General features: G+C 62.2%; 1 protein-coding gene. It reads right to left on the bottom strand.

Annotated elements, in window-relative coordinates; genetic code table 11:
- Positions 1-213: 213 nt before the first annotated feature.
- A partial coding sequence (locus tag AC5Y5O_RS32285; protein WP_500028782.1) for a universal stress protein occupies positions 214-357 on the bottom strand: 144 nt, incomplete at its 5' end.

Below are 357 nucleotides of genomic sequence, written 5' to 3' on the forward strand. Positions count from 1 at the left end.
GGCCGTACGGGAAGCGTTGAGCGCCGGGCTATTACACGACTAGGCTCACATGATGCGCAGCGCTCGCTGCGCGTGGTATTACGTCACTGGCCAGCTCGTTCCCCCCGTCGGGGCCGGCCATATAATGGACCCAACGACTGCTAGATAACTCCCCAAAACCGCTGTGATGTCTAGGTTGGTGTGGCTGATTCGCGAAACCAAACGCGCGTGGCTTTACTGATTCGCAGACCGTTGCTGATGCTTGGGGTGGCGCGCAACGATCACCGGTATGCGGGCCGCTTGAGCCACTGCGGAGCTGACTGAGCCGAGCATCATTCCGGCGAATCCGCCGCGGCCGTGGCTGCCGACGACGAGGAG

The organism is Mycobacterium sp. NGS40 (assembly GCF_059812735.1).